The sequence below is a fragment of the Klebsiella sp. 18074 genome (assembly GCF_902705905.1).
GTDB lineage: Bacteria > Pseudomonadota > Gammaproteobacteria > Enterobacterales > Enterobacteriaceae > Klebsiella > Klebsiella terrigena.
Genome location: NZ_CACSIS010000001.1, coordinates 320473 through 339778, shown reverse-complemented (window position 1 = coordinate 339778; position 19306 = coordinate 320473). Strand labels below are relative to the sequence as shown.

11 protein-coding genes are annotated in these 19306 nt (G+C 58.4%); 2 read left to right on the top strand and 9 right to left on the bottom strand.

The annotated features are described in order from the left end of the window. Nucleotides 1–6: 6 nt before the first annotated feature. Nucleotides 7–2397, bottom strand: coding sequence for a maltodextrin phosphorylase (malP, locus tag GVK32_RS01510; protein WP_159864480.1), 2391 nt, complete (start codon nucleotides 2395–2397; stop codon nucleotides 7–9). A 621-nt stretch (nucleotides 2398–3018) separates the two neighbouring features. Here malP and malT point away from each other — a divergent pair. Continuing rightward, nucleotides 3019–5724 carry an HTH-type transcriptional regulator MalT gene (gene malT, locus GVK32_RS01505; protein ID WP_159864477.1) on the top strand — a complete coding sequence of 902 codons (2706 nt, stop codon included), beginning with the start codon at nucleotides 3019–3021 and terminating at the stop codon, nucleotides 5722–5724. Between the two features lie 6 nt (nucleotides 5725–5730). On the opposite strand, the gene GVK32_RS01500 is transcribed toward malT, so the two are convergent. The 3 genes from GVK32_RS01500 to glpE form a co-directional block, all read right to left on the bottom strand. Continuing rightward, nucleotides 5731–6489, bottom strand: coding sequence for a DeoR/GlpR family transcriptional regulator (locus GVK32_RS01500; protein ID WP_041143027.1), 759 nt, complete (start codon nucleotides 6487–6489; stop codon nucleotides 5731–5733). A gap of 51 nt (nucleotides 6490–6540) precedes the next feature. Then, the gene (glpG, locus tag GVK32_RS01495; protein ID WP_128876996.1) at nucleotides 6541–7371 is read right to left on the bottom strand and encodes a rhomboid family intramembrane serine protease GlpG; all 831 of its coding nucleotides are present in this window, start codon (nucleotides 7369–7371) and stop codon (nucleotides 6541–6543) included. 139 nt (nucleotides 7372–7510) lie between these two features. Further along, on the bottom strand, nucleotides 7511–7840 hold the full coding sequence (gene glpE / locus GVK32_RS01490) for a thiosulfate sulfurtransferase GlpE (RefSeq protein ID WP_159864474.1): 330 nt from the start codon (nucleotides 7838–7840) through the stop codon (nucleotides 7511–7513). Nucleotides 7841–8054: 214 nt separating this feature from the next. Here glpE and glpD point away from each other — a divergent pair, with 214 nt between their 5' ends. Further along, the gene (gene glpD / locus GVK32_RS01485) at nucleotides 8055–9563 is read left to right on the top strand and encodes a glycerol-3-phosphate dehydrogenase (protein ID WP_159864471.1); all 1509 of its coding nucleotides are present in this window, start codon (nucleotides 8055–8057) and stop codon (nucleotides 9561–9563) included. Between the two features lie 118 nt (nucleotides 9564–9681). On the opposite strand, the gene glgP is transcribed toward glpD, so the two are convergent. From glgP to glgB, 5 genes are all read right to left on the bottom strand, one after another. Then, nucleotides 9682–12129 carry a glycogen phosphorylase gene (gene glgP / locus GVK32_RS01480; protein WP_159864468.1) on the bottom strand — a complete coding sequence of 816 codons (2448 nt, stop codon included), beginning with the start codon at nucleotides 12127–12129 and terminating at the stop codon, nucleotides 9682–9684. Nucleotides 12130–12146: 17 nt separating this feature from the next. Beyond that, nucleotides 12147–13580 carry a glycogen synthase GlgA gene (gene glgA / locus GVK32_RS01475; RefSeq protein WP_159864465.1) on the bottom strand — a complete coding sequence of 478 codons (1434 nt, stop codon included), beginning with the start codon at nucleotides 13578–13580 and terminating at the stop codon, nucleotides 12147–12149. Then, nucleotides 13580–14875, bottom strand: a complete 1296-nt coding sequence (gene glgC, locus GVK32_RS01470) for a glucose-1-phosphate adenylyltransferase (protein ID WP_159864462.1) — start codon at nucleotides 14873–14875, stop codon at nucleotides 13580–13582. Before glgC ends, glgA begins: the two co-directional genes overlap by 1 nt. An 80-nt stretch (nucleotides 14876–14955) precedes the next feature. Further along, complete coding sequence (glgX, locus tag GVK32_RS01465) at nucleotides 14956–16932, bottom strand: glycogen debranching protein GlgX (protein WP_159864459.1); 1977 nt, start codon at nucleotides 16930–16932, stop codon at nucleotides 14956–14958. After that, a complete protein-coding gene (glgB, locus tag GVK32_RS01460; RefSeq protein ID WP_159864456.1) occupies nucleotides 16929–19115 on the bottom strand; it encodes a 1,4-alpha-glucan branching enzyme in 2187 nt (728 codons plus the stop codon). Before glgB ends, glgX begins: the two co-directional genes overlap by 4 nt. Nucleotides 19116–19306: the final 191 nt, after the last annotated feature.

Genomic DNA, 19306 nt, shown 5'->3' with positions numbered 1-19306 from the left:
CTGTCCTTAGCGTTTTGCCTGCCAGATACGTTGCTGATAATCGCGAATTGAGCGATCGGAGCTGAACATGCCACAGCGGGCGGTATTCAGGATCGTTGCCCGGGTCCAGGCTTCCTGGTCACGGTACAGCTCATCCACCTGCTTCTGCGCGGCCACATAGGTCGCGAAGTCAGCCAGCACCAGGTACGGGTCGCCGCCTTTGAGCAGGCTATGCAGCATCTGGTCAAACGCGTGCTTATCGCCGTCGCTGTACTTACCGCTTTCCAGCTCTTTCAGCACCGCGTCCAGCAGCTTGTCTTTCTTACGCCATTTCAGCGGATCGTAGCCCTTGGCCTTCAGCGCCTTAACTTCTTCCACGGTATTACCGAAGATAAAGATGTTCTCCTCGCCCACCTGCTCGGCGATTTCAACGTTCGCGCCGTCCAGCGTGCCGACGGTCAGCGCGCCGTTCAGCGCCAGCTTCATGTTGCCGGTACCGGAGGCTTCTTTACCCGCCGTTGAGATCTGTTCAGAGATATCCGCCGCCGGGATCAGCATTTCCGCGGCCGACACGCAGTAGTCCGGCAGGAAGACCACCTTCAGCTTATCGCCAACCAGCGGATCGCTGTTGACGGCCTGCGCCACCTTGTTGATAGCGAAAATGATATTCTTCGCCAGGTAGTAGCCCGGCGCCGCCTTCGCGCCGAACAGGAACACGCGCGGTACGCGGTCGGCCTGCGGGTTTTCGCGAATCTCTTTATACTGCGCCAGGATATTCAGCAGGTTGAGGTGCTGACGTTTGTACTCATGCAGGCGCTTAATCTGGATATCAAAAATCGCCTGCGGGTTAATTTCGATCCCGGTACGCGCCTTCACAAACTCGGCGAGGCGCACCTTGTTGGCCTGCTTAATCTCGCGATAGCTCTGGCGGAACGCCGCATCATCAGCGTACTTTTCGAGATTAATCAGCTGGTCGAGATCGTTCGCCCACTCTTTTTTCAGCGATTTATCGAGCAGCGCGGCCAGAGCCGGGTTGCACTGCTTGATCCAGCGGCGCGGCGTGATGCCGTTGGTCACGTTGTGGAACTTGTTCGGCCACAGCTGGTGATATTCCGGGAACAGATCCTTCACCACCAGCTCGGAGTGCAGCGCGGCTACCCCGTTTACCGCAAAACCGCTGACCACGCACATGTTCGCCATGCGAACCTGCTTGTCATGTACCACCGCCAGCCTGGACCATACCTGCTCGTCGCCGGGCCAGGTTTTCTCCACCAGCGTCTTAAAGCGGGCGTTAATCTCTTTGATAATCTGCATATGGCGCGGCAGCAGCGCTTTGACCAGCTTCTCGTCCCAGCACTCCAGCGCTTCAGGCATCAGCGTGTGGTTGGTGTAGGCGAAGGTTTTACTGGTTATCGCCCACGCGTCGTCCCAGCTCAACTGGTGCTCGTCGATCAGCACCCGCAGCAGTTCAGGGATCGCAATCGTCGGGTGGGTGTCGTTCAGCTGGATCACTTCATAATCCGCCAGCTCGGCCAGCTTACGGCCCGCCAGGTGATGACGACGCAGAATATCCGCAACCGAGCAGGCGCACTGGAAGTACTGCTGCATCAGGCGCAGCTTTTTCCCGGCCTGGTGGTTGTCGTTCGGATAAAGCACCTTGGTCAGCTTTTCCGCGTCGATGCCCTGCTGCTCGGCGCGCAGGAAATCGCCGTCGTTAAATTTGGTCAGGTTGAACGGATGCGCGTGCTTAGCCTGCCACAGGCGCAGCGGCTGCGCGACGTTGTTGCGATAGCCCAGCACCGGCAGATCCCAAGCTTCACCGGTAATCACGAACGCCGGCTCCCAAAGCCCGCTTTTCGAGACCTTGCCGCCTAGCCCAACCTGCACGTCAAGCTGCTCGTTGTGGCGGAACCACGGATAGCTGCTGCGTCCCCAGTCATCCGGCGCTTCCGCCTGCTGGCCGTCTTCGAAAGACTGACGGAACAGGCCGTACTGATAGTTCAGGCCATAGCCGGTTGCCGACTGGCCGACGGTGGCCATCGAATCAAGGAAGCACGCCGCCAGACGACCCAGACCGCCGTTACCCAGGCCCGGATCGATCTCCTCTTCCAGCAGGTCAGTCAGGTGAACGTCATGCGCCTTGAGCTCATCGCTCACCCCTTGATACCAGCCAAGGTTAAGCAGGTTGTTACCGGTCAGACGACCGATTAAAAACTCCATCGAAATGTAGTTAACGTGGCGCTGGCCTTCCGCAGGCCTGGCCGCCGGCTGAGCCGCCAGCAGCTCGGCTAACGCGCCGCTCACGGCACGCCACCACTGACGCTGGGTCATCTCAGAAGCGGACTGTAGGCCAAAATGCTGCCACTGACGCGTCAGTGCAGCCTGAAACCGATCTTTGTTAAAAGAAGTCTGTGACATAAGAAATCCGGGTCCTTTACTAAAACGTTAGCGTTAGTGTGCCGACCTCCCGGGGTAACGTCCTCATCCCGGCAGGGATTAGGCAGGGAGGAGTAGCAGGGATGAGCGAAAAGTGTGATCGCGGCCACTATAACGTTAGCCTCCCGCGAAAAAGATGCTGCAAAATTCACCGCTTCGAAACAATATACCGTTCAATTACCGTGCTAACAGATTTGTTACAGGCCAATACCGCACGGATGAATAAAAAAGGCCCTGGTAATTATCTGTAAATAACAATTAGGCCTACAGCAAAATAAACATGTTTGATGATGTAAATACGTCAAAGAGATTACTTATCAGAATTAACTGACATTAACTTAATAAAAACAAACAACTACAAAAAATGGGAATAAAAGTGATTTCCCGGCAGGCGGAAATGAGGAAAACCGAGACGTCATGCCCACTGGTACCGGTTTTAGGATGATGACGCTCTAATTGAGAATTTGTGACATAGAGCAAATTCAAGAGCATAAAATTCGGACATAACTTGCAATAACTTTCATTATCACCGACCTTATTAGGTATTAATTACGAAGCGCAAAAAAAATCGCACCCCTCTCTTGCACAGCGAAATGTTGAACTATGTTGATTCCGTCTAAATTAAGTCGCCCAGTCCGCCTTGAACACACCGTGGTTCGCGAACGATTGCTGGCGAAACTTTCCGGCGCGAACAATTATCGTCTCGCGCTGGTCACCAGCCCCGCCGGGTACGGCAAGACCACGCTCATTTCTCAGTGGGCCGCAGGAAAAAATGATCTCGGGTGGTTCTCGCTGGATGAAGGCGATAACCAGCAGGAGCGTTTTGCCAGCTATCTGATCGCCTCTATTCAACAGGCGACCGGGGGCCACTGCGTGGCCAGCGAAACGATGGTGCAAAAGCGCCAGTATGCCAGCCTGCCCTCGCTGTTTGCGCAGCTGTTCATCGAGCTTGCCGAGTGGCAGCGTCCGCTATTCCTGGTCATCGACGATTATCATCTGATCAATAACCCGGCGATCCACGACGCCATGCGCTTCTTCCTGCGCCATCAGCCGGAAAACCTGACGCTGGTCGTCCTGTCGCGTAACCTGCCGCAGCTGGGCATTGCCAACCTGCGCGTGCGCGATCAGCTGCTGGAGATTGGCAGCCAGCAGCTGGCCTTTACCCACCAGGAAGCAAAACAATTTTTCGACTGTCGCCTCGCCTCACCGATTGAGGCCGAAGATAGCAGCAGGCTGTGTGACGACGTCGCCGGCTGGGCAACGGCCCTCCAGCTCATCGCCCTCTCCGCGCGCCAGAATAACTCCTCCGCCCAGCACTCCGCCCGCCGCCTCGCCGGCATTAACGCCAGCCACCTTTCCGACTACCTCGTCGATGAGGTGCTGGACAACGTCGACGCGCGCACCCGTAACGTGCTGCTAAAAAGCTCGCTGCTGCGCTCGATGAACGATGCGCTCATCGTTCGCGTTACCGGCGAAGAGAACGGCCAGATGCAGCTGGAAGAGATCGAACGCCAGGGGCTGTTCATGCAGCGCATGGACGATTCCGGCGAGTGGTTCCGCTACCATCCGCTGTTCGGCAACTTCCTGCGCCAGCGCTGTCAGTGGGAGCTGGCGACCGAGCTGCCCGAAATTCACCGCTGTGCGGCAGAAGGTTGGATGGAGCAGGGCTTCCCCAGCGAAGCGATTCACCATGCGCTGGCGGCCGGCGATGCCAAAATGCTGCGCGACATTTTACTGAATCACGCCTGGGGCATGTTCAACCACAGCGAGCTGGGGCTGCTCGAGCAGTCGCTGGCGGCGCTGCCGTGGTCGAACCTGCTGGAAAACCCGCGGCTGATCCTGCTGCAGGCCTGGCTGATGCAGAGCCAGCACCGCTACAGCGAAGTGAACACCCTGCTGGCCCGCGCCGAGCAGGAGATGGACGCGGAGATGGATATCGCCATGCACGGCGACTTTAACGCCCTGCGCGCGCAGGTCGCCATTAACGCCGGCGATCAGGAAGAAGCCGAACGCCTGGCGATGGTGGCCTTAGAAGAGCTGCCGCTGGCAAGCTACTACAGCCGCATCGTCGCCACCTCGGTGCACGGCGAAGTGCTGCACTGCAAGGGCCAGCTGAGCAAATCGCTGGCGGTGATGCAGCAGACCGAGCAGATGGCGCGTCGCCACGATATCTGGCACTACGCCCTGTGGAGCATGATCCAGCAGAGCGAGATTCTCTTTGCCCAGGGCTTCCTGCAGGCGGCGTGGGAAATTCAGGAGAAAGCCTTCCAGCTCATCCGCGACCAGCATCTCGAACAGCTGCCGATGCACGAATTCCTGCTGCGCATTCGCGCGCAGCTGCTGTGGGCCTGGGCGCGGCTGGATGAAGCCGAGGCCTCTGCGCGCAGCGGGATGGACGTCCTTTCAACCTATCAACCGCAGCAGCAGCTGCAGTGCCTGGCGCTAATGGTGCAGTGCTCGCTGGCGCGCGGCGATCTGGACAACGCCCGCAGCCACCTGAACCGGCTGGAAAACCTGCTCGGCAACGGCCACTATCACAGCGACTGGGTGTCAAATGCCGACAAGGTGCGGGTGATCTACTGGCAGATGATCGGCGATAAAGCCGCGGCGGCCAACTGGCTGCGCCAGACGCCGAAGCCCGAGTTCGCTAATAACCACTTTCTGCAGAGCCAGTGGCGCAACATCGCCAGAGCGCAAATCCTGCTCGGTGATTTCGATTCCGCCGAAATGGTGCTGGAAGAGCTCAACGAAAACGCGCGTTCGCTGCGCCTGATGAGCGATATTAACCGCAACCTGCTGCTGCTTAACCAGCTCTACTGGCAGGCGGGACGTAAGAGCGAGGCGCAGAAGGTCCTGCTGGAAGCGCTCACGCTCGCCAACCGTACCGGATTTATCAATCACTTTGTTATTGAAGGCGAGGCCATGGCCCAGCAGCTGCGCCAGCTTATTCAGCTCAATACGCTGCCGGAGCTGGAGCAGCATCGCGCTCAGCGCATTCTGCGCGATATCAACCAGCACCATCGCCACAAGTTTGCCCACTTCGATGAGGGCTTTGTCGAACGGCTGCTCAACCACCCGGAAGTGCCGGAGCTTATCCGAACCAGCCCGCTGACCCAGCGCGAATGGCAGGTGCTCGGCCTGATCTATTCCGGCTACAGCAACGAGCAGATCGCCGGCGAGCTTGACGTGGCGGCAACGACCATTAAAACGCACATTCGCAATCTGTATCAGAAGCTCGGGGTCGCACACCGCCAGGATGCCGTTCAGCACGCCCAGCGGTTGCTTAAAATGATGGGATACGGCGTCTGACGCCGTTTAGCACAGCTCCAGCTGCAGGTTGTTGTCCTTAATGACCTTCAGCACGCCCGCCGGCGGCATCACGTCGGTGTAAACCGCATCAACCATGCTGATGCTGCCCATGTTCACCATCGCGTTACGGCCGAATTTCGAATGATCCACCACCAGCATCACGTGACGCGAGTTTTCAATAATCGCGCGCTTGGTGCGGACCTCATGATAGTCAAACTCCAGCAGAGAGCCGTCGCTATCGACGCCGCTGATGCCGAGAATGCCAAAATCAAGGCGGAACTGGGAGATAAAATCCAGCGTCGCTTCGCCGATAATACCGCCGTCGCGGCTGCGCAGCTCGCCGCCCGCCAGAATGATGCGGAAATCATCCTTCACCATTAGCGTGTTCGCAACGTTGAGATTGTTGGTAACGATGCGCAGATCGTTGTGCTCCAGCAGCGCGTGCGCCACCGCTTCTGGCGTCGTGCCGATATCAATGAATAGCGTCGCCCCATCGGGGATCTGGCTGGCAACCTTGCGGGCAATACGCTCTTTTTCCTGGGTCTGGGTCGCCTTCCTGTCGTGCCAGGAGGTGTTAACCGAGCTGGACGGCAGCGCGGCACCGCCGTGATGGCGCAGGATCATTTTTTGTTCGGCGAGATCGTTCAGGTCACGACGAATGGTCTGCGGGCTGACGGAAAATTGCTCCACCAGCTCCTCCGTACTGACATATCCCTGTTTTTTTACCAGCTCGATAATAGCGTCATGACGTTGTGTTTGTTTCATGCAATATCCCTGGGAAAATTTGACTCGCTTATCATGGATGACGGAGAGTCTCTATGTTCGTTTTCGCACATGCTGAGTATCTACAAACGCCATCGCCAGTCCGGTCACCAGGCCGGCTACGTGCGCGCCGTTCGCAATCGACATGCCAAAAACATCAAACCATCCAGCAATTAACCATACTAAGGAGAAGAGTATCAAGCCGCGCTGTAAATAAACGCCGCTCTGCGGATCGCGCTCTCCGCGCAGCCAGACGTAGCCCATCAGCGCATACACTACGCCGGATAAGCCACCAAACCAGGGGCCGCTAAACTGATGTTGAACAAACCCGCTCAGCAGCGCGCTGATAACGGTGATAACCACCAGCTTGCCGCTGCCAATCCGTTTCTCAACCGCACCGCCGAGGTACCACCACCATAGCAGGTTAAACAGGATGTGCATCAGCGAGAAGTGCATCAACACATGGCTAAAGTAGCGCCAGACCTCAAACTTCAGCGAGGGGTCGTACGGCCAGGCCAGCAGCAGCATAACCGGCTGGTCGCCAAGGACATTTTGCAGCACAAAGACCAGCACGCAGAGCGTCAGAACCGCCCACGTAACCGGCCCGGCGTTGTGGCGCAGGGTGGCGAAGAAGGGGAAGCGCTGGTAGTGCAGCCCGCTGTTAGTTTGCCCCGATTGCCAGCTTGCCGCGAGGTAGCGCGGGTCGGCGGGGTTTTCGAGAAAGCGAGTCAGTTCAGCCTGAACCCGCGCGGCCTGGCTCTCGTCCGCCAGCCAGACGTCGCTCTGGCTGTGCTGCTGAATAGTCAGGATAACGCCCTGGGTCGCCATATAGTCGACAAACGCCTGGGCCACGCGCGGGTTGGCAAAAGAGGTAATCATTAACATGCAGCGGATCGCTTATTCCACACAAAGGGGGACAGTATATACGCAAAATCATTCAAGGTGCGTGGCGACGGCAGCCGCGAACGAGCACAGGCGCCCGGTACGCGGGCCGTTTGAGCCATAGAGCGTATACGGTTACGGGTCAGAGCGTCCCGTGAGCCACTTCCGCCGGGAAGTGACGATGCCAGGCATCAAATCCGCCGTCCACGCTGTAGACCTTGTCATAGCCCTGCTGCAGCAGATACTGCGCGGCGCCCTTACTGCTATTGCCGTGGTAGCACATCACCATCACCGCCGTCTCAAAGTCGTTATCACGCATAAACGCGCCCAGCGTATCGTTGGTCAGATGAAACGCACCCGGAGCGTGGCCCATCGCATAGCTTTGCGGGTCGCGGATGTCCACCAGTACCGCCATGGCCTGCTGCAGCTTCTGATGCGCCTCTTCTACGTTGATACATTCAAAGTGATCCATGTGCTCTTGTCTCTTTATTGCGGGGTGATATAGCGGGCTGATTGCCGGCCATGATTCTACTGCCTAGTTTACCGTCAGACGGGAAATAAACGCCAATATGTTACATGCATCACTCTGAAATGTTTTTTTGATGTTACCAATAGCGCGTTTGTTTGCTATATTGAGCGATATCGAACATTTGTGAGCTTAAACGAAAGTGCAAGAGGTAGCGAACGTGGAAACCAAAGATCTGATTGTGATAGGCGGAGGCATCAACGGTGCCGGTATCGCGGCAGACGCCGCCGGGCGTGGTTTATCCGTACTGATGCTGGAAGCGCGCGATCTCGCCTGCGCCACCTCCAGCGCCAGCTCAAAGCTGATTCACGGCGGGCTGCGCTACCTTGAACACTACGAATTCCGCCTGGTCAGCGAAGCGCTGGCCGAGCGTGAAGTGCTGCTAAAAATGGCGCCGCATCTCGCGTTCCCGATGCGCTTCCGCCTGCCGCACCGCCCACATCTGCGCCCGGCGTGGATGATCCGTATTGGTCTGTTTATGTACGATCACCTGGGAAAACGCACCAGCTTACCCAGCTCAACCGGCTTGCGATTTGGCGCAGAATCGGTACTTAAACCTGAAATCGTGCGCGGTTTCGAATATTCTGACTGCTGGGTAGACGATGCGCGGCTGGTGCTGGCGAACGCGCAGATGGTGGTGCGCAAGGGCGGCGAGGTTCGTACCCGCACCCGGGCCGTCTCCGCCCGGCGTGAAAACGGGTTGTGGATTGTCGAGGCGGAAGATATCGACAGCGGCGAAAAGTATACCTGGCAGGCGCGGGGCCTGGTGAACGCCACCGGCCCGTGGGTCAAACACTTCTTTGATGAAGGGATGCACCTGCGGTCCCCTTACGGCATCCGCCTGATTAAGGGCAGCCACATCGTGGTGCCGCGCGTGCATACCCAGAAACAGGCCTACATTTTGCAAAACGAAGACAAGCGAATTGTGTTCGTGATCCCGTGGATGGACGAGTTCTCGATAATCGGCACCACCGACGTGGAGTACAACGGCGATCCGCAGAAGGTGGCTATCGATGAGAAAGAGATTAGCTACCTGCTCAACGCCTACAACGCGCACTTTAAAAAGACGCTGTCCCACGACGATATCGTCTGGACTTACTCCGGTGTCCGCCCGCTGTGCGACGATGAATCTGATTCACCGCAGGCGATTACCCGCGACTATACGCTCGATATTCATGACGAAAACGGCCAGGCGCCGCTGCTGTCGGTCTTTGGCGGCAAGCTCACGACCTACCGCAAGCTGGCAGAACACGCGCTGGAAAAGCTGACTCCGTACTATAAAGGCATCGGCCCGGCGTGGACCAAAACCGCCGTTCTGCCCGGGGGCGAGATCGACGGCGATCGCGACGATTACGCCGCCAAACTGCGCCGCCGCTTCGCATTTATCAGCGAATCGATGGCGCGCCACTACGCCCGCACTTACGGCAGCAATAGCGAGTGGCTGCTCGGCGAGGCGACATCGCTTGCCGATCTGGGCGAAGATTTTGGCCACGAGTTCTATGAAGCCGAGCTGAAATACCTTGTGGAGCATGAGTGGGTTCACAGCCTCGATGACGCCATCTGGCGTCGTACCAAACAGGGCATGTGGCTCAGCACCGGGCAGCAGGCCCGCATTAGCGAATGGCTGGCGCAGCACGTGGGAAAGTCTGAGCTCTCTCTGGCCTCGTAGGCGCCCCGGCGGGGTTTCTCGCCGGTCGCTAAGCGCATTGCAAGGCGCGGCCTGAGGGGATCAATCAAGACAAAAAAACGGGGCCTGATGGCTCCGTTTTTTTATGGCATCGCGGCGGTTACAGCCGCACCGGATCGATATGCCAGATATGGTCGGCATACTCTTTAATCGTACGGTCGGAAGAGAAGTAGCCCATATTGGCGATGTTGAGCATCGCTTTGTTGGCCCACTCTTCCGGATGACGGTAGAGCTCGTCCACCTTATCCTGACAATCGACGTAGCTGCGATAATCCGCCAGCACCTGATAGTGGTCGCCAAAGTTAATTAGCGAATCCAGCAGGTCGCGATAGCGGCCCGGCTCCGACGGGCTGAACAGGCCGGTACCGATCTGCGTCAGCGTCTGGTGCAGCTCCGAGTCCTGCTCGTAGTAGTCGCGCGGTTTGTAGCCGCTGGCCCGCAGCGCCTCAACCTCCTCCGCGGTATTGCCGAAGATGAAGATATTCTCCTCACCCACATGCTCGAGCATTTCAACGTTAGCCCCGTCGAGGGTACCAATGGTCAGCGCGCCGTTAAGCGCAAACTTCATGTTACTGGTCCCGGAGGCTTCCGTTCCCGCCAGCGAGATCTGCTCGGAGAGATCCGCCGCCGGAATAATCAGCTGGGCCAGGCTGACGCTGTAGTTAGGGATAAACACGATTTTCAGCTTATCGCCGATCTGCGGATCGTTGTTGACCACCGTCGCCACGTCGTTAATGAGATGAATAATGTGCTTGGCCATGTAGTAGGCCGAAGCGGCTTTCCCGGCGAAGATATTGACCCGCGGCACCCACTCGGCGTCAGGATCGGCCTTGATACGGTTATAGCGCGCAATCACGTGCAGCACGTTCATCAGCTGACGCTTGTACTCGTGGATGCGCTTGATCTGTACATCAAACAGCGCCTTCGGATTAACCACCACGTTAAGCTGCTGGCCGATATAGTTTGCCAGCCGCTGCTTGTTCTCCAGCTTCGCCTGGCGCACCGCCTGGTTCACCGTCGGATAATCAATATGCTGCTCCAGCTCCTTGAGCTGGCTGAGATCGGTGCGCCAGGTACGGCCAATATTTTCATCCAGCACCTTCGACAGCGGCGGGTTCGCCAGCGCCAGCCAGCGGCGCGGGGTCACGCCGTTGGTCACGTTGGTGAAGCGCATCGGGAAAATCCGCGCAAACTCGGCGAACAGCGACTCCACCATCAGCCTCGAGTGCAGCTCGGAAACGCCGTTAACCTTATGGCTAATGACCACCGCCAGCCAGGCCATCCGCACCCGGCGGCCGTTGGACTCATCGATAATCGAGGTCCGGCTCAGCAGCGCGGTATCGTTGGGATACTGCTCCTGCAGCGTCTTGAGGAAGTAGTCGTTAATCTCAAAGATAATCTGCAGATGGCGCGGCAGAATTTTACCCAGCATATCAACGGGCCAGGTCTCCAGCGCTTCGCTCATCAGGGTATGGTTGGTATAGGAGAAGACCTGGCAGGTCACCTCGAACGCCTCATCCCAGCTAAACTTATGCTCGTCAATCAGCAGACGCATCAGCTCCGGGATCGACAGCACCGGGTGAGTGTCGTTGAGGTGGATAGCGATTTTGTCGGCCAGGTTGGCGTAGGTTTTATGCAGCTGATAGTGGCGGCTAAGGATATCCTGCACCGTCGCGGAGACGAGGAAATACTCCTGGCGCAGGCGCAGCTCGCGCCCGGAATAGGTGGAGTCATCCGGATAGAGCACGCGGGATACGTTTTCGGAGTGGTTTTTATCTTCTACCGCCGCGAAGTAGTCGCCCTGGTTGAATTTACCGAGGTTGATTTCGCTGCTGGCCTGAGCGCTCCACAGCCGCAGGGTATTGGTGGCATCGGTATCGAAGCCCGGGATAATCTGATCGTAGGCTTCCGCAAGGATCTCTTCGGTTTCCACCCAGCGGGAGTTTTTCCCCTCCTGCTGAATTCGGCCGCCAAAGCGCACTTTGTAGCGCGTGTTATGGCGCTCAAACTCCCACGGGTTGCCGTATTCCAGCCAGTAGTCCGGCGACTCCTTCTGCCGACCGTCGACGATATTCTGCTTAAACATCCCGTAGTCATAGCGGATGCCGTAGCCGCGACCCGGCAGGCCGAGGGCCGCCAGAGAGTCGAGGAAGCAGGCCGCCAGGCGCCCGAGCCCGCCGTTGCCCAGCCCCGGATCATTCTCCTCGTCGATCAGCTCTTCAAGGTTGAGCCCCATCTCCTCCAGCGCGTTGTTCACATCTTCATAGATGCCCAGCGAAAGCAGCGCGTTAGAGAGAGTGCGGCCAATCAAAAACTCCATCGACAGATAGTAGACCTGACGAACTTCCTGCGAAAGCTGGGCGCGGTTAGAGCGCAGCCAGCGCTCCACCATTCGGTCACGCACGGCGAACAGCGTGGCGTTAAGCCATTCATGTTTGTTGGCGATCGCCGGATCTTTGCCGATGATGAACATCAGCTTATAGGCGATAGAGTGCTTCAGTGCCTCAACGCTCAGCGTGGGTGATGCGTAGCTAAAGGGTACATTCATCGCAATGACTCCTGGGGTTACATCAAGCGTTGATAAAGTTCGCGATAAGAGTTCGCCGCAACCTGCCAGCTAAAATCCATACTCATCGCCTGACGCTGCACGTAACGCCAGAGCGAAGGGCGCGACCACAGAACGAATGCGCGCCGAATTGCTCGCAGTAGCGACAAGGCATTGCTGTCTTCAAAGACAAATCCGCTGGCCAGGCCATCGGCCAGGTTTTCCAGGGAGCTGTCGGTGACGGTATCCGCCAGGCCGCCGGTACGCCGTACCAGCGGCAGCGTGCCGTACTTGAGGCCATACAGCTGCGTCAGGCCGCACGGTTCAAAGCGGCTGGGAACCAGGATGACGTCGGCGCCGCCCATAATGCGGTGTGAAAAGGCCTCATGATAGCCAATCTGCACGCCTACTTTGCCCGGATGCTCGGCCGCCGCGGCCAGGAAGCCCTCCTGCAGCACCGGATCGCCGGCGCCCAGCAGCGCCAGCTGCCCGCCCTGCTCCAGCAGGCCCGGCAGCGCTTCAAGGACCAGGTCCAGCCCCTTCTGGCTGGTCAGGCGGCTGACGACGGCAAACAGCGGCGCCTTGTCGTCCACCTTCAGCCCCATCGCAATTTGCAGCTGGCGCTTGTTCTCCGCTTTATCTTCAAGACTATCGCGGTCGTAGCGCGCGGCCAGCAGCAGATCGTTTTGCGGATTCCAGATGTTTGAATCCACGCCGTTAAGGATGCCCGACAGGCGCCCCTCGTGCTGCCGCTGGCGCAGCAGCCCCTCCATGCCGTAAGCAAACTGCGGTTCGGTTATCTCACGGGCGTAGGTTGGGCTGACCGCCGTAATATGGTCGGCATAATAGAGGCCCGCCTTGAGGAACGAAAGCTGGCCGTTGAACTCGAGGCCGTGCATGTTATAGAACGACCACGGCAGCTCGATCTCGTTCATATGCCAGGAGTAGAACATCCCCTGATAGGCCAGGTTGTGCACCGTGAAAACCGATTTCGCCGGGTGGCCGCGCGCCGCCAGATAGGCCGGCGTCAGGCCCGCATGCCAGTCGTGGGCGTGCACAACATCAGGGCGCCAGAAGGGATCCAGCCCACAGGCCATTTCGCTGCCTACCCAGCCAAGCAGCGCAAAGCGCAGCACGTTATCGGTGTAGGCATACTGGTTAGTATCGTGGTAAGGACTCCCCGGGCGATCGTAAAGATGTGGTGCATCAATCAGATAGATGCCCACGCCGTTAAAATGGCCAAACAGCAGCGTGATGCGGCCGGCAAAGGTGTCTCTGCGCGTCACCACCTGCGCATCGGTTATCCCGCGACGAATATCAGGAAACGCGGGCAGCAGCACGCGCGTATCAATACCTTCTGCAATTTGTGCCGCAGGCAGCGCGCCGATGACATCCGCCAGACCGCCGGTTTTTAACAGCGGGAACATCTCTGAACATACGTGTAAGACCTGCATTATCGCTCCTGTGAGTGCCCCAACTTCCGCAGCATATCCCGGGTGACCAGCACAATACCTTCCTCTGAGCGGTAGAACCGACGCGCATCTTCTTCCGCGTGTTCACCAATCACCATGCCTTCCGGAATCACGCATGCGCGGTCGATTACGCAGCGGCGCAGGCGGCACGAGCGTCCGACCCAAACTTCTGGCAATAAGACTGCCGAATCAATGTTACAGAATGAGTTCACCCGCACGCGCGGGAACAGCACCGACTGTACCACCACCGAACCGGAGATAATGCAGCCGCCGGAGACCAGCGAGTTCAGCGTCATGCCGTGGCTACCGGAGCGATCCTGAACGAATTTAGCCGGCGGCAGCGATTCCATGTGGGTGCGAATCGGCCAGTTCTGATCGTACATATCCAGCTCTGGCATCACCGATGCCAGGTCGAGGTTGGCTTTCCAGTAGGCCTCGAGCGTCCCCACGTCGCGCCAGTAGGGTTCGGCCTCGGGATCCGACTGAACGCAGGAGAGTGGGAAAGGATGTGCATAAGCCATGCCAGCTTCGGTTATCTTCGGAATGATATCTTTGCCGAAGTCGTGGCTGGAGTTTTCATCGTTATCATCTTCCGCCAGCAGCTCATAAAGATAATCAGCATCAAAGACATAGATACCCATGCTGGCCAGCGATTTGCTGGCATCGCTCGGCATGGCGGGTGGCACGGCAGGCTTTTCAACAAACTCGATGATCTTGTCGCTCTCATCAACCGCCATCACGCCGAAAGCGGATGCCTCTTCGATGGGCACCGGCATACAGGCCACGGTGCAGCGCGCCCCTTTTTCGACGTGATCGATAAGCATGCGCGAGTAGTCCTGCTTATAGATATGATCGCCGGCGAGGATCACCACGTACTCCGCCTTGTAGCGGCGAATAATATCGAGGTTCTGGGTCACCGCATCCGCGGTACCGCGATACCAGTTTTCACCATGCACGCGCTGCTGCGCCGGAAGCAAATCAACGAACTCGTTCATCTCTTCGCTAAAGAACGACCAGCCGCGCTGGATATGCTGTACCAGCGTGTGCGATTGATACTGGGTGATAACGCCAATGCGGCGAATACCTGAGTTAATGCAGTTAGATAATGCGAAATCGATAATGCGAAACTTACCGCCAAAATGGACGGCCGGTTTTGCGCGCTTAATCGTTAAATCTTTCAGTCGGGTACCGCGACCACCCGCAAGAATCAACGCAACGGTTTTGATGGGCAGCTGACGCGCCAGCATCAACGGATCGTTCTTTTCTAGCCTAACCATGATTAACTCCTTTTTACATCCCAGCCTTCCTGCCCTTCCCGCCGCGTTGCCGCCGCGAAACTTACCGGAAGCCTCAGGGCTTACGACCTTTGAAATACGCACACTCCGTGCGCGGGCCCATGCCAGACATCCATGATGACCGGATTGTTCTCTCCGGCGAACGGAAGAACGGCGTGCCATTCCCCCGCGGGTAATTCCATATTTGTGACTTCTGGGGTGGCGTTCAGCGTTATCAGCCAGCGTTCGGATAGCTGGATCTGCAAACGCATCACGCCGTGCTGCCACTCATCAGCGCTCAGCGGCTGAGCGTGTTGATTTAGCCAGCGAACGCTGCCGTCTCCCTCCTGCCACCAGCGGTTGCCGGTTAAGGCGGGGATACGGCGGCGTAGATGAATAAGCGCCGCGGTGAACGCGGTCAGCCCGCGGTTCGCCTTGTCCCAGTCGAGCCAGGTCAGCGCGTTATCCTGACAGTACGCATTATTGTTGCCATGCTGGCTATGGCCGTGTTCATCACCCGCCAGCAGCATCGGCGTTCCCTGCGACAGCAGGAGCGTCACCAGCAGGGCGTGAACGCTATCCCGTCGCCGTTCAATCACGTCGAGCGTAGCCTCTAAGCCCTCTATACCATGATTGCTGCTGTAGTTATTGTTAGTCCCATCGCGATTCTCTTCACCGTTCGCCTCATTATGTTTCTGATTGAAACAGACGCAGTCGCGCAGGGTGAAGCCATCATGGGCGGTAATCAAATTTACCGCCGCCGCAGGCTGCCGCCCGCTGCGCTGAAAGAGATCGCTGGAAGCGGCAAAGCGCTGGGCGAACTCTCCCAACGAGGCGTTTTGTTGCAGCCAGAAACGGCGCGAAACATCGCGGAAGTGGTCGTTCCACTCGGCAAACAACGGCGGAAAATTGCCCACCTGATAGCCGCCGGCGCCGATATCCCAGGGTTCAGCAATCAGCTTCACCTCCGCCAGCTGCGGATCGCGGCGGATCGCCTCAAACAGCGGCGCATCCTGACGAAACTCCGGCGTCCGCCCCATAACCGAGGCCAGATCGAAGCGGAAGCCATCAACGTGACACTCATCCACCCAGAAACGCAGGCACTGGCGGGCGTACTCCACGACCCCAGGATGGCTGAGATTGATGGTGTTCCCGCAGCCGGTCCAGTTGTGGTAGTCGCCGTCTTCTCTTATCCAATAATAGCTACGGTTATCGATTCCGCGCAGGGAGAAGGTCGGCCCTTCAAGATCGATTTCAGCGCTGTGGTTCAGCACCACGTCGAGGATCACCTCGATACCTGCGGCGTGAAGCGCCTTCACCGCGTCGCGAAATTCGTCGAGCGCGCGCTCGGGCTCGCTGGCATAGCGCGGGTCGAGGGCGAAAATCGCCAGCGGGTTGTAGCCCCAGTAGTTGCTCAAGCCCATCCGCTGCAGGCGCGGTTCGCTGGCAAACTGCGCCACCGGCATCAGCTCCAGCGCGGTAATACCCAGCGTGTTGAAATAGTCGATCATCACCGGATGACCCAGCGCCCGGTAGGTGCCGCGAATCTCCTCCGGCAGCCCGGGATGCAGGTACGTCAGCCCTTTGACGTGGGCTTCATAAATGACCGTCTGACCCCAGGGCGTGCGCGGCGGTTTGTCGCCCAGCCAGTCGTAATGCAGGTCAACGACCCGCGACTTCGGCGCGATTGCCGCGCTATCGCGGTTATCGGGCTGCCGGTCGCCGCCGTGAAGACGCTCATCGTCAGGCAGCGCGCCATCCACCCGGTGGCAGCAGGGATCGAGCAGCAGCTTCGCCGGATTAAAGCGATGCCCCTGCTCGGGCTCCCACGGGCCGTGGACGCGATAGCCGTAGCGCAAACCTGGGCCAACGCCGGCCAGCCAGCCGTGCCAGACGTCGCCGCTGCGCGCGGGAAGATCGAAACGTCGTTCGTTCCCCTGCTCATCGAACAGGCATAGCTCTACCCGCTCGGCATGGGCGGAAAAGAGGGTAAAGTTCACCCCCTTTCCGTCATAGCTGGCGCCCAGCGGATCGGGCTTTCCTGGCGAGAGCGTCGTCATTCCGCCTCCCGCACCAGCCAGACGGTTGCCAGCGGCGGCAGGGTAATCGACAGCGAGTGCTCGCGGCCGTGGCTGGCGATCGCCTCACTTTCCACTACCCCGCCGTTGCCGGTATTGCCGCCGTGGTAGTGCATCGAGTCGGTATTCAGCTCTTCGCGCCAGCGACCCGGCTGGTTAATCCCGAAGCGATAGCCGTGACGCGGCACCGGCGTGAAGTTGCTGGCAACGATGATCTCATTCCCCGCCTTATCGCGACGGACGAAGACAAACACCGAGCGCTCGTGATCGTCCACGACCAGCCATTCGAAGCCGTAGCGGTCGAAATCAAGCTCGTGCAGCGCCTTGTGACGACGATAGGTATGATTCAGGTCGCGAACCAGACGCTGGACGCCGTGGTGCCAGTTGTCGCCGCCTTCCAGCAGATGCCAGTCGAGGCTGGCGTCGTGGTTCCACTCCCGCCCCTGGGCAAACTCGTTGCCCATAAACAGCAGCTTTTTACCGGGGAAGGCAAACAGCCAGCCGTAGTAGGCGCGCAGGTTGGCAAACTTCTGCCACGCATCGCCGGGCATGCGGTCGAGAATCGACTTTTTGCCGTGGACCACTTCGTCGTGGGACAGCGGCAGAACGAAGTTCTCGGTGTAGTTGTAGAGCATGCCGAAGGTCATCTTGTCATGATGATGACGGCGGTGAACCGGATCGAGCTTCATGTAGTCGAGGGTGTCGTGCATCCAGCCGAGGTTCCATTTGAACCAGAAGCCGAGCCCGCCCGTCGAGGAGGGACGCGAAACACCGGCAAAGTCGGTGGACTCTTCGGCCATGGTGACCGCGCCAGGGGTCTGTTCGCCGAGCACGCGGTTGGTATTACGCAGGAACTCAATCGCTTCCAGGTTTTCCCGTCCGCCGAACTCATTCGGCACCCACTCACCCTCTTTACGGCTGTAGTCGCGGTAGATCATCGAGGCCACCGCATCGACGCGCAGGGCGTCAATGCCGAAACGCTCAATCCAGTACAGCGCGTTGCCCACGAGGAAGTTGCTGACCTCGCGGCGGCCATAGTTGTAGATCAGGGTATTCCAGTCCTGGTGATAGCCTTCGCGCGGGTCGCTGTGTTCGTACAGCGAGGTGCCGTCAAACGCCGCGAGGGCAAAATCATCGGAGGGGAAATGCCCCGGCACCCAGTCGAGGATCACGTTGAGGCCCGCGGCGTGGGCGGCGTGAATGAAGTAGCGGAAGTCTTCGCGGGTACCAAAGCGTCGGGTCGGCGCGTACAGCCCGGTGGGCTGATAGCCCCAGCTGCCGTCAAACGGGTGCTCGTTAACCGGCAGCAGCTCCAGATGGGTAAAGCCCATCCATTTGGCATAAGGCACCAGCTGGTCCGCCAGCTCGCGATAGCTTAGCCAGAAGTTGTTATCGGTATGGCGACGCCAGGAGCCCAGGTGAACCTCATAAATCGAAATCGGCGCATCGAACTGGTTCGCCTGCTTGCGCTCCGGCGGCTGGGCAATTTTTTCCGGCAGGCCGCAGATCAGCGAGGCGGTATCCGGGCGCATCTGCGCTTCAAAAGCGTAAGGGTCGGACTTCACCCGCAGGTGGCCGTGCGCGTCGATCATCTCAAATTTATACAGCTGGCCGTTCTGCGCGCCGGGGACAAACAGCTCCCAAATCCCCGACTCTTTACGCAGGCGCATCGGGTGGCGGCGGCCATCCCAGTAGTTGAACTGGCCGACCACGGAAACCCGGCGAGCGTTCGGCGCCCACACCGAGAAGCGCGTGCCGGTAATGCCGTCCATCGTATCGGCATGGGCGCCGAGCGTTTCATACGGCCGCAGATGGGTACCTTCGGAGAGCAGCCAGACGTCCAGGTCCTGCAGCAGCGGGCCAAAGCGGTAAGGGTCATCAATCAGATTGAGCTGACCATGCCAGGTGACGGCCAGCTGATAGCGAAAAGCATGTTTTCGACGCGGCAGAACGCCGCTAAAGAAACCGCGCGAGTCGAGGCACTCAAGCCTGCCGACTTTGCGTCCGGTTTTCGGTTCAATTACCCACACGTCGGTGGCATCGGGTAACAACGCGCGTACTTCCAGCCCGGCATCGGTGGCGTGCATGCCCAGCACGGAAAAAGGGTCCGCAAAATGACCGGCAATGAGTGCGTTAATCACGTCTCTATCAATATGATTGGACATGGTTTCATCCTGTTGTAAGTGCCGCCCTTTCCTGTATCTGGCGACTTTTTTTGACCTGAACGGTGCAGCACACTGTGCATCCTTCTGCTCCGTCCCACCTTCAGGTAAGGAAACGTCGTTCCTTACTAAAGCATAGCCAAGGCTTTCTTACCCCCGTTGAGAAAAATCAAACATCCGCGTTTACTCCTTGT

Coding starts and splice junctions, on each gene's coding strand:
- glgC (WP_159864462.1), bottom strand. CDS start 14,875: ATGGTTAGGCTAGAAAAGAACGATCCGTTGATGCTGGCGCGTCAGCTG.
- glpG (WP_128876996.1), bottom strand. CDS start 7,371: ATGTTAATGATTACCTCTTTTGCCAACCCGCGCGTGGCCCAGGCGTTT.
- glgX (WP_159864459.1), bottom strand. CDS start 16,932: ATGACGACGCTCTCGCCAGGAAAGCCCGATCCGCTGGGCGCCAGCTAT.
- glgA (WP_159864465.1), bottom strand. CDS start 13,580: ATGCAGGTCTTACACGTATGTTCAGAGATGTTCCCGCTGTTAAAAACC.
- GVK32_RS01500 (WP_041143027.1), bottom strand. CDS start 6,489: ATGAAACAAACACAACGTCATGACGCTATTATCGAGCTGGTAAAAAAA.
- glgB (WP_159864456.1), bottom strand. CDS start 19,115: ATGTCCAATCATATTGATAGAGACGTGATTAACGCACTCATTGCCGGT.
- glgP (WP_159864468.1), bottom strand. CDS start 12,129: ATGAATGTACCCTTTAGCTACGCATCACCCACGCTGAGCGTTGAGGCA.
- glpE (WP_159864474.1), bottom strand. CDS start 7,840: ATGGATCACTTTGAATGTATCAACGTAGAAGAGGCGCATCAGAAGCTG.
- malP (WP_159864480.1), bottom strand. CDS start 2,397: ATGTCACAGACTTCTTTTAACAAAGATCGGTTTCAGGCTGCACTGACG.
- malT (WP_159864477.1), top strand. CDS start 3,019: ATGTTGATTCCGTCTAAATTAAGTCGCCCAGTCCGCCTTGAACACACC.